At 56.5% G+C, this 11,453-nt stretch carries 3 protein-coding genes and 1 pseudogene; 1 reads left to right on the top strand and 3 read right to left on the bottom strand.

Going from position 1 to position 11,453, the window contains the following annotated elements:
- Positions 1-184: 184 nt before the first annotated feature.
- Together AC0L3D_RS34800 and AC0L3D_RS34795 are read right to left on the bottom strand one after the other, a co-directional pair.
- The gene (locus tag AC0L3D_RS34800) at positions 185-1,567 is read right to left on the bottom strand and encodes an amidohydrolase family protein (RefSeq protein ID WP_473647342.1); all 1,383 of its coding nucleotides are present in this window, start codon (positions 1,565-1,567) and stop codon (positions 185-187) included.
- A 519-nt stretch (positions 1,568-2,086) separates the two neighbouring features.
- Entirely contained in the window at positions 2,087-9,100 is a 7,014-nt protein-coding gene (locus AC0L3D_RS34795) for a hybrid non-ribosomal peptide synthetase/type I polyketide synthase (RefSeq protein WP_473647341.1), read from the bottom strand.
- 326 nt (positions 9,101-9,426) lie between these two features.
- On the opposite strand from AC0L3D_RS34795, the pseudogene AC0L3D_RS34790 reads away from it, so the two are divergent.
- Positions 9,427-10,233: pseudogene (locus AC0L3D_RS34790) on the top strand (transposase).
- 173 nt (positions 10,234-10,406) lie between these two features.
- On the opposite strand, the gene AC0L3D_RS34785 reads toward AC0L3D_RS34790, so the two are convergent.
- Positions 10,407-11,453 (bottom strand): M20 aminoacylase family protein (locus AC0L3D_RS34785; protein WP_473647340.1); only part of this gene is annotated, 1,047 nt, incomplete at its 5' end.

Below are 11,453 nucleotides of genomic sequence, written 5' to 3'. Positions count from 1 at the left end.
AGGCCGCATAGGCGTAACACGGAAACTGTCCGCGATTTGCCTTGTCTCAGTCTGGGGGTGCACTCCACAGCTGTCCGGGAATTAGCGGAACCCCTGTCCGGCTTTTGCGAAATGCGCACAACAGGAACGTTTCGGTGCTCCTGTCGACTACTATGTTTTATTACTTTGGTTGTATTCTAATGCCTTAACGAGTCAGGCTGTCTGCCAAAACATCGCGCTGGCGCATCGCCTCGGCGAGAATCGCGTCCTGATCCATTGTGGTGAGGCGGCCTTTTTCCATCACGGCCTTGCCATCGATGATAACAGTATCGACAGGAATCATCGATGAGGAGAGCGACAACAGGACTCCCATATCATCGCGCCAGGACAGATGAGTGATGTCGCGCGCCTCCCTTATTACTACATCCGCCCGCTTGCCGACCGTCAGACTGCCAAGTCGGTCGCCAAGGCCCAGATTATTGGCTGCGTTAATTGTCTGCATATAGAATGGATCAGCGTTATCCAATCGTTCCCCGAACGACGCGGAAAGGTAAAGACTTAGAAGACCGGCGATTCCAATCGGATGGATCATAATGGTGTCGACGCCCAGCGAGACACTCACCCCATTTTTGTACAGATATGGGAACCAACATTTGTTCGGCGGCGTCACTCGATAGCCGAGCGCGTTGTTGGGGCACCAAGAAAGACCCGGCTTTTCTGAAATGATAAGTTCGATGTCCGCTTCGTCAACAACGTTCATGTGAGCGAGCGTCACATTAGGGGCCAACGCACCAAGCCTCTGCATGCGAACAGCACCGGAGTCACCTCGCTTTCTTCTTTCGTCTCTAACAAATTCGGGAATGAATGATTGATGCTGCCAAAGTATGACGTTTGACTCTGCGGCCAGTTTAGCCGCTTCACGCGTGAGGTCATCCGTAGCTGTGCCCTCTCCATAGAGGCACACGTATCCACGCACCAAGGCGTTTTCATCCTCATTTCGAGCGATCTCCCGCTTGCATTGATCAATCACGCGCCCTGCATCAGCAGGGGCACGTTTACCGACCGCGTCATCATGCAACTCTGGAAAGATTTCGTCGAATGACGATAAATCATCCCAACCGAATGGCGCCGACACCATTGCACGCACTCCACATTTCGTCATCGACTCGGCGAAAGCATCCGTCTCAAAAACCGTTCCTGGCTCGAAGAAGAGCGTGAATCCCCGCTGCAACATTGAACAGGCGGCCGCGGCGGTGTACGCTGAAGTAATTCTCGGGTTGGTTGCAGCCTTGAGCGCGGCATAGTTCAGCTTCGTCTTTGCGCCGCTCTGTGGTGAGAATGGCGCGCCATGATACGCCATGCCCGTCATGTGCAGGTGCGTTTCAATGAAACCGGGATGCACCAAGGCGCCCTCCGCATCGATCTTACGGGCGGCTTGGAACCCAGAGGTTATTTCAGATTCTTGGCCAACTCCGACAATAACACCATCCTTGATGGCGATCGCACCAGGGCGATAGTGTGGCTGGTTTCTGTCGCCAGTGAAGATATCCCCATTGATGATAAGAGTATCTACGGTCTTCTTGTGCATGTCATAATCTCCTTGGTGGTCACTACTCTCATCGGTGGCGCCCATCGATTCAGAAGCCACTCGGACCGAAAGGAAGAATACTGCCATCTGCGCTGGCCCGAAAAGTCTTCTCCCGACAAGAACGTCCAGTTCGGCCGGGCAGGCTCGAAGAGCAAAGGCTCCCGCGGTCGCCAACGCATTCGGCACTCCCTTTGCAAAACTAAAACCACGGCTTCAAAAATGCTTGTCCTAGCTGATCGCACGGGCACGGCTTTGGGTTTCAACTGGGTCGCCCGCTTTCCAGAGCATGGACCATTTTCTGCGTGGCAGAAGGCGACTTGTCAGAGAACGCATACATACTATTTGTGTCAGCGATGCCAGACTGTTCTATAAAGACGGAATCCATCTCTTGAACTTGGCGAGGCAACCACCCATACACTCACCTATCACTTGAGCTTGCATCTTCGCCTGGGGCAGCTTGGACCCGAGCCGTTCACAGATTCTCAAATGCTTTGGCCCAAATGCCGCCGGTGCAGTCGCTTAGTCATTTCGATTGAGCCATTTATTAAGCTTCTTTGCCAGGACGTTCACATGCGGCGGAGCGACCATCGTATAATGGTCACCTGGCACCTCGTGAACCTCCAGACGGCCTCGCGCGAATTGCTCCCATCCAAGATCGCCATTAGGTTCATTGGTGGATATGCGCAGCCCCTTCCTGGCTGCAAAAAGAACGGACCTGCTGTCGTTGGGCCGAGGGGTATAATCACGCAGCGCTATTCTATTTGCCTCGGCAACTGTCAGGATGTGCTCGAGCTGCGTTTCGCTTATGTCGGAGACGTTGCCTGTTTGAATTCCAAATTCGAGCAAAGCAGTGACCTGACGCTCACGTTTGATGGATTTCAGCTTTCGCCAATGTTTCTTCAGGGCGGGGAATAGGATGGTTATTATCGCCACCCGCTCGCTCAACCAGTCAGGAATGGGGCTGTTGCCGAGCAAGAACTGATACCGGCCGGTTATGTACTCTTCATGCTTGTGAAGCGCTTTGGCATCGAGCAACCCAACTATTCCTATCTCGTCACCAGCATCGCGCAATTGGCAGGCCATTTCCCAAGCAATGCTGCCACCCATGGATAAGCCGACGAGCTGAAAAGGGCCGCGTGGTTGTACGCTCTTGATGGCCTCGACATACTCCCGCGCCATCTCCGGAATGCTCAGGTGAGGTCTTGCTTCACCGTTCAGACCGCGCGCTTGCAGGCCGAAGAGCGGCTGCTCCGCGCCTAGAGCTTTAGCAAGAGGCTTATACAAGAGCACATGTCCGCCAAAAGGGTGGGGGCAAAACAGAGGCGCCCGCGAACCGCCGGTTTGTATCGGCACCAATGAGCTCGGACGCGCGCTTCTACCGGTCATCGCTAGGGCCATCGCAAGCCCTTTTGGTGTCTGGTGTTCCAGCAGCAGGGAGATAGCCAATCTCTCTCCTGTGAGTTGCTCGATGCGATTGATGACGCTTAAGGCGCTCAGCGAATCCCCACCAAGATCAAAGAAGCTGTCGGCCGGGGTGACGTCATCTAAGCCCAAAATCTCCCGATAGACCGCCGCAATTTGGCGGTCCAAAGCTGCCTCACTAGATACCTCAACCACTGTCGGGCTGCGTGGTTCTTCGTTTCCAGTCGGGGCATCGACGGATATGGCAGCAGCATCGAGCCAGTAACGTTTGCGATCAAAAGGATATGGCGGGAGAGGGGTCCGCTGCGGGGGCTGACGGTCGTGCAGACCGGACCAATCAATGCGAACGCCGCAGGTCCAAAGATTGCCAAGCGTCTGTAACAGTCTTGCGTAATCGCCTTGCCCATGGTCGTCTCCTGGCAAGGCTGGAAAGGCGACGGGGCTGTGCAGGTCGCTCTTTGACTTCAACTGCTTGGCATGTCTGGTCAGGGCTGCGCCAGGTCCAATCTCAATAAACAACTCGTGACCCGATTGCACGAGCCGATCGAAAGCCAGATGAAACTGCACTGTCTCGCGCAGATTGCGGGCCCAATAGCTGCCATCAAGCGGCACGTCCGACTCAAGCCAGTCACCGAGCACCGTCGACATGAAAGGTAATCGCGGCGCGTGCAACTCGACTTCTTCCGCATGAATCGTAAACTCCGGCAGGATTGGATCGAGCAGAGACGAATGCACGGCATGGCTTGCGCGTATTCGTTTGCTGGCAATGGATCTCGCCCGCAATCGCTCATGAAACGCTGCGATCTCGGATGCGCCCCCCGAAATAACGCACTGACGCGGCCCGTTTATGGCCGCCAATGATAGGCTTTCGTTCCAGTAAGGATGGAGCTCTTCGGGTGACAGACTGACCGCAACAATGCCGCCGGCAGGCACACGGGACGTGAACTGTCCCCTTATCAATGTCAGTCGAATGGCATCAGGTAACGAGATGACGCCCGCAATATGAGCGGCGGCGTATTCACCGATGCTGTGGCCGACCACAGCTGCAGGGAAAATGCCCCACGAGATGAAGAGCTTCGCCATTGCATACTGCGTAGCGAAGATGACGGGCTGTATAATGGCTTCTAGCTGAGGCTCAAGCTCGCCATCGGATTTGCCTTCACCGTAGAGCAGGGGGCGGAAATCAACATGCGCGAACTCTTCAAGCCACTTTGCGCATTCATCGATGGCGCTGCCGAATACCGGCTCTTCTTCATAAAGCTCGCGACCCATTCCAATCTGCTGCCCGCCTTGGCCGGAGAACATGAACACGATGCGGTGTTCACTGCTTGACACCTCTCGCGACGTGCCGCCCTGCAGCGCAGACTGATCGAGTTGGTCGGCCAGTTCCAACAGATCGGATTCCACAAAACTTGTGCGATACTTGAGAGCTGCCCGACCCTTCTGCAAGGTGTATGCGATATTTGCTGCGCTGTGCTGAACATCGCTTTGACGCATAAAACCGGCCAGTCGCCGAAGCATTTCGGTGAGTGCCGACCTGCTCGCCCCCGATACTGGAAATACGTGCAGCCCGCGACCGCCGTGCTCATCGGGTCGCTGCGGAGCCTCCTCGAGAACCGTGTGCGCATTCGTGCCACCAATACCAAATGAGCTCACACCGCCGCGCCGTGGCTCATCACCCTTGGGCCAAGCGGTGCTGGTCCTGTTCACGAACACGGGGCTCTCCTGAAAGTCGATATTTGGGTTGGGCTCGTCGAAATGTAGGCTAGCGGGAATGACGCCCCTGTTCAGCATTGTGGCGAGCTTGATCAATCCCGTTACACCCGCTGCGGCGTCGAGATGGCCGACATTTGTCTTCACCGAACCTATTGCGCAGAATTGTTTCCTCGCGGTGTGGGAACGGAAGGCCTTGGTCAGGGCAGAGATTTCGATGGGGTCTCCAAGATACGTTCCCGTACCATGCGCCTCCACATAACCAATAGTGTCCGCAGAGACGTCAGCATTGGTGAGGGCGGCTTGAATCACTGCAGCCTGTCCGTCAACGCTAGGGGCGGTGAACCCTACCTTGCCGGCGCCATCATTGTTGATGGCGGTCCCCTTTATGATTGCCCAGATATAGTCGCCGTCTCTGCAGGCATCGCTCAGCCGCTTGAGAACAACGGCCGCAGCCCCGCTGCCACTCACTGTTCCTTGTGCTTTAGCATCGAACGCACGGCAGTGGCCGTCAGGAGACAAAATGTGGCCTTGTTGATGTAGATAGCCTTTTCCATGGGGTAGGGAAATTGATGCGCCGCCCGCCAAGGCCATGTTGCACTCATTGCTACGCAGGCTCTGGCAAGCGAGGTGAACGGCAACCAGCGAAGTGGAACAGGCCGTCTGAACTGACACGCATGGGCCGGTCAAGTTGAGCTTGTAGGCAATGCGCGTCGCGGTGAAATCGTGGCCATTAAGAATACGGATCTGCAACTTCTCTGAATCCAGCAGGTCCCGGCCTGTTTCGCGCTCAGCGAGATAGTGGTTGGCCCCCACGCCGGCAAACACACCGACTCGGCCCTCGGCGGTCTCGCGCGATCCGTATCCTGCATGATCGAGCGCCTGATACGCCGTTTCAAGCAGGATTCGCTGTTGCGGGTCCATCCACGCTGCTTCCTTAGGCGAGATGCCGAAGAACGCTGCGTCAAATAGATCAATTCCGCTGATAACGGCTTCGCGCCTCACATAATTAGGTTTGCAAAAAATGTCGGGAGCGACGCCAGCTTCTTGCAATGTCTGTTCACTCAGATCCGCGATGGACTCCATACCGTTAGCCAGATTGGTCCAGAATTGATCGACGTTCTCCGCCCCCGGGAATCTGCCCGCCATACCTATGATCGCAACAGCGTTTCGGTCCTGTTTGGGCTCGCGTCTGCTTCCGGCCCAACCGAGTTTGTTCTTTAAATCTTCAATTAGTTGAGGTGCATCTGGAGTTGCGGCCAAATGCGCAGCGAGCGTTTTTATGGTGGGGTGCTCGAAAAAATCCAGAATCTTGCATTCAATGCCCAAACGATCGTGGATACGCGCCTGAACTTGGACGACGGCCAGGGAATGTCCGCCTACATCGAAGAAATTATCTTCAACGCCAACGGAGTCCAGCTTCAGCACGTCCTTCCATATCTCGGACAGTTCCGTCTGCAACCCACCGGTCGGTAAAGTTGCGGCCTTCACTTTCGAGGCGTTTCTCGGCTCGGGAAGAGCACGCCGATCGATCTTACCGCTACGATTGGTCGGTAGCTGCGGGAGGAATACGAACTGTGAGGGAATCATGTAGCTAGGTAGGACGTTGCGCAAAAAGGACTGAAGTTCATCGGCATCCTCTGAACTCTCCCGCCGTCTCACCACATAGGCTATCAGGCTCGCATTGTCATCGAGACGGTGTGCCGACGTAACGCAGCATGCTTTGACGCTTTCGTGGTCCATCAGGCACTGCTCGATTTCGCCAAGTTCAACCCGCATGCCACGGATCTTGATCTGTCCGTCTTTCCGGCCCAGGAATTCAATCGTGCCATCCGACCGATACCGGGCACGATCCCCAGTCCTGTAGAGCCTGGATTGCGGCGCATCATCGAACGGGTTTGACCGAAAAAGCTCGCCCGTGAGTTCATCGCGATTGATGTAGCCGCGGGCTATGCCGACGCCCCCGATGTAAAGCTCACCGATTGCGCCAACCGGTGCCGGATTACCGTAGCGATCCAGGATGTAAGTCTTGCTATTGATTACGGGGCGCCCAATGTGTGGCTTTTGTCCGTCGGCTTTCACCTCCGCCCTTATGCAATAAACTGTCGTTTCGGTGGGGCCGTACGAATTGAAGATGCGGCGGTTCTCACCCCATCGCTCAATGAGACTCGACGGCAAGGGCTCTCCACCTGATTTGATCACGGTGAGATCAGGAAGATCAATCGATGGCAATGAGGCCCATGCTGTCGGCGTAAGACCGGCAGCGGTGATGCGTTCACGGTGCATGAACTCGACAAGCTCTGCTCCAGGCAGCGACGCTGAAGGAGGCGCCAAGCACAATCGACCGCCAGAAGATAGGGCCAGTATGAAATCAAATAGCGATGCATCAAATCCGCAGGACGCGAACTGCAGTACCCGGCTGTCCGGCCCCAGCTGATAGGTGCGCCTTAGATCCTCCGCCATGTTGCAGGCGCTGCGATGTTCAATCATCACGCCTTTCGGCTGCCCCGTGGAACCGGACGTATAGATCACGTACGCCACATCAGTGGGGCTGGCGGGGCAGTGCGGAGGCGTGGCTTCATGCAAACCGATTTCGGTGTGGTCCCTGTCCAGGAGAACCACCGCGCATCCACTGGCACCTTCAATGCTTAGCTCTGATAGGGCTTTCCCGAACGTCTGTTCTATAAGGTCCGCTTTGCTGATGACCGTAGTGGCGCCCGCATCGCGAATCATGAAGTGCAGGCGCTGGATTGGGAGTCGCGGATCGAGAGGAAAATAGACGGCCCCCGCCTTCAAAACCGCCAGAAAGCCGACAATGAGATCGCATGAACGCTCAACGAGAACGCCGACCGCGTCTCCAAGCCGGACACCCTTGGAAATCAGATGGCGGGCAAGCCTGTTTGCCCTTTGCTCAAGTGCGGCATAGCTGAGCGCCTCCGATGGACAGCTCACAGCGATATTGTCTGGGTAAGTGGCTGCCCGCGCTTCGATCAGGTTGTGCAGGCAAATGTCGGACGGAAAGGGGGCGGCTGTCTCGTTCCAGGCGTGCAGAAGCTGGTGCTCTTCCTCTGGCGTCAGAAGACTATAGTTGCCTATCCGACGCACTGGCTCATCTGCAATGGCTTCCAACAGCAAACAATAGTGCCGCGCCAGCCGCTCGATGGTGCTGCGATCCCACAGATTCGCATTGTATACGACGTAGAGGCGGACGCCTTCTTTTCCGGCCAGAATTCGGACATCAAGATCGATCCAGATATCGGTCTCGCAAAGTCGGATTTGCGCAGGTAAGCCGGAGAGGTCTACGTCGCATGGCCTGAAGCCAAGAGAACTCACCGCCTCCGGAATGAAGTTGAAAACTGCTTGCGCGAGCGGATTGCGATCAGGTGCAGGGGGGAGCTTGAGCTTCTCCAGCAAGAGGGGAAGAGGGAAATACTCGTGGCTGCGCGCGCAACTCATCAGATGATGCACTCGTTGCAAATGGTCCAGGAAAGTGGGATTTCCGGAAAGATCCTGCCGTAGGGCGGCAAGAGTCACAAAGTGGCCGAACGTCTTGTTTCCTGCCGGACGACCGAGGCGCGGCACGTAGAGAGTGATATCGTCCTGGTCGCCATAACGATGCAGCAGGACGTAATAGGCAGCAAGCAGGAAGGTGGCGAGCGTTACTTTTTCTCTATGGGCCTGTCGCTCCAGGCGCGCGATTAACGGCATCTCTATATCCAGTGAGAAAACCGATCCAGTATGCGTGGCAAGCGCAGTTCGTGGTCTGTCGGTCGGAAGGGCCAGCTCAGGCTCATGATCGCCAAACTGGCTGCGCCAGTAGGCCCACATGCGTTCTCCGTCGTCGCCGGCAAGGAGGCGTTCCTGCCAAGCTACGTAGTCCCCGTAAGAGGCCGCAGTGGTCAGAGCCGGCATCTCTGTGTTGGCGCAGCACGCTTGATAGAGCCCGCCGAACTCGCGCAGGAAGGTGCGAATGCTGTAGCCGTCGGAAATGATATGATGGAAGTTGAGGAGGAGAATCTCCTCTGTGGCACTGCGGATGAAGAGGTGCGCGCGAAAGACCGGCCCATCTTCCAGTTCGAAAGGGGAGCGAGCTTCCGCCGCGATAGATTGATGGAAGTCTGCCTCTTCGACCCCTGGCAATCGAACGACATGAAAGCTCAGAGAGGCTGTCTCATGAATGCGTTGAACGACGTACTCGCCTTCCTGGTGAAAGGTCGTGCGCAGCATTTCATGGCGATCGATCAATGCCTGGAGCGCGCGCCGCAAGGCAGCAATGTCAAACGGCGCCTTTATGCGCAACTCGATCGGCAGATTGTATTCGCTACCGGTTGGTCTTTTTTGATGATGTAGCCAAAGACCCATTTGGCCATGCGAGAGCGGACGGGTGAGGTAGTCCATTGGTTTCTCCAGCCTCTTGCAATGCGGAGAAACTACATGTTTTTTTTGGAATCGGTGTGAATATCATGTTAAGTTATTACAAAATTTGTATTGCATAGAGGACATTATTGATAAATAATTATAAATATTTTGAGTAGAATATGAATTCTGCGTACCCCAATTATGAACAAAATACGCAAAAAAAGAATACGATCATTATGTAGATATGTCACGACGTTGAAGTGTTTCGTACATCCCTAGAGCACGTCCTGTGATCGATGAATCGATTGTGATGTGACAGCTGCGTTTTTGTGCTGATTCAACATCCACCTCGATGGAGGTGGACAATGGGAAGAGCATTGAGCGGGGATCTTCGATCGCGGGTTTTGAAGGCTTCGGACGAGGGCACATGTCGGCGCGGCAAGCGGCGGCGCGGTTCGGCGTGGGAGTGTCCAGCGCGATCCGCTGGATTGCGCGGCGAAGATCGGCGAACTGGCGCCCCGCCCGCAGGGCCGCCGCCGCCTCCAGCCTCGATGCGCATGGCTCAAGGCGCTGCCGCTGATCCGCACCGACTGCTCGTCGACGAGCCCCTCCACCATCTTGTTCAGCGTGATGTCCTTGCGCTCCTCGATCAGCCCGACGATGAAGGCTTCAGCCTGGCTTCGCCGCCAACGGCTGGACATTCAAAAAAAGTCCGCGCACGCACTGGAGCAGGATCGCCCCGACGTGCTGAAGCGGCGCCGGGACTGGTTCGACGGCCAGCTCGACCTCGATCCGGCGAAGCTCGTGTTCATCGATGAGACCGGCCTCTCCACAAAGATGGCCGCCCGCGTGGAAGAGCGCCGCGCGGCGAGCGCTGCCGGACCGGCGTGCCGCATGCCACTGGAAGACCACGACCTTCACCGGAGCGCTGCGGGGCCGCCGGCGTGCGCGACGCGATTGAGGCCGCAGGCGCGAGGCTGCTCTACCTGCCGCCTTACCGTCCCGACTTCAACCCGATTGAGAACGCCTTCGCCAAACTCAAGGCGCTGCTGCGAGCAAAGGCCGAGAGAACCATCAAGGCTTTGTGGGACGCGGTCGGCGCGGTCGTCGACCTCTTCACCCCAGCCGAATGTGCCATCCACTTCAAAGCCGCAGGATATGAACCGGATTAAACAGGACGCGCACTAGACATCGATGCCGTGCGGGGCCGTCCACCCCAACAGGCGGCCTAACGTCCACCACGAAGAGAAGCGAGTGACCCGCGGGCGACATGACATGGTCCGAAAAAATATCAGAAGAGATTGACCTCAACGAACCCAAGCAGAGAAAGCCCTGCTAAACTAAGCTAACTCCGTATCCTTGTCACCAATTCGATCCACAACGCGATACCCGTCGAGAGGGCTTCGTCGCAAAAATCATAGCCCGGATTATGAAGTGGGGCGGTCATTCCGTTGCCCATGAAGATGAACGCGCCCGGTCGGGCCTCTAGCATATAGGAGAAGTCCTCAGCGCCCATTAGGGGCTTCATGTCGCGTTGGACGGCGGCGTCCCCGGCCACATGGGCCGCTGCGTCGCTTAAAATACGCGCCTGGACAGGGTGATTGACTGTAGATGGGTAGCCACGGCGATATTCCAGTTCGGCCTCTGCACCAAATGCCCGGGCGATCGAGCCAGCAACGGTCCGGATGCGCTCCTCGACTATGTCGCGGTTGCTGTCTGATAAGGTGCGGACGGTACCTTTCAGTACTACTTCCGAAGGAATCACGTTGTACGCATCGCCAGCGTGGATGGATGTGACTGAGAGCACGACCGGGTCAATAGGATCGACGCTCCTTGACACAATCGTCTGCAGTGCACTGACCACGTCGTTGGCGATCGGGATCGGGTCTATGGTTTCATGCGGCCGTGCCGCATGCCCGCCTTTGCCGAGAATCTTGATATCGAATCGATCGGACGCGGCAAGCATGACGCCGTCAGAAAGTGCGAAGGTGCCGACGGCCATGCCCGGCATGTTATGCAGTGCATAGACCTCCTCAATGCCATACCTTTCGAAGAGGCCGTCCTCGGCCATTATCTTGGCACCGGCGCCACCCTCTTCCGCTGGTTGGAAGACTGCTACCACTGTGCCGGTAAAAGCTCGTGTCGCGGCAAAGTGTTTCACGGCCCCAAGCAAGATCGCCATATGCCCGTCATGCCCGCATGCATGCATTCGTCCGGGCACGGTTGAGGCATATGCCAGGCCGGTCGCCTCAAAGATGGGGAGAGCATCCATATCGGCGCGAATGCCGATGGTCCGGCTCGCCGGTAGGGTTCCGCCCCGGATCACCGCCACGACCCCGCTTCGTCCGATGCCGGTCGTGACTTTGTCGCACCCGAAGCTGCGAAGGAGGTC

It is taken from the genome of Mesorhizobium sp. WSM4837, assembly GCF_055811435.1.
Note: the sequence above shows the minus strand (reverse complement) of the source record. Positions and strands in the feature narration are given on the sequence as shown.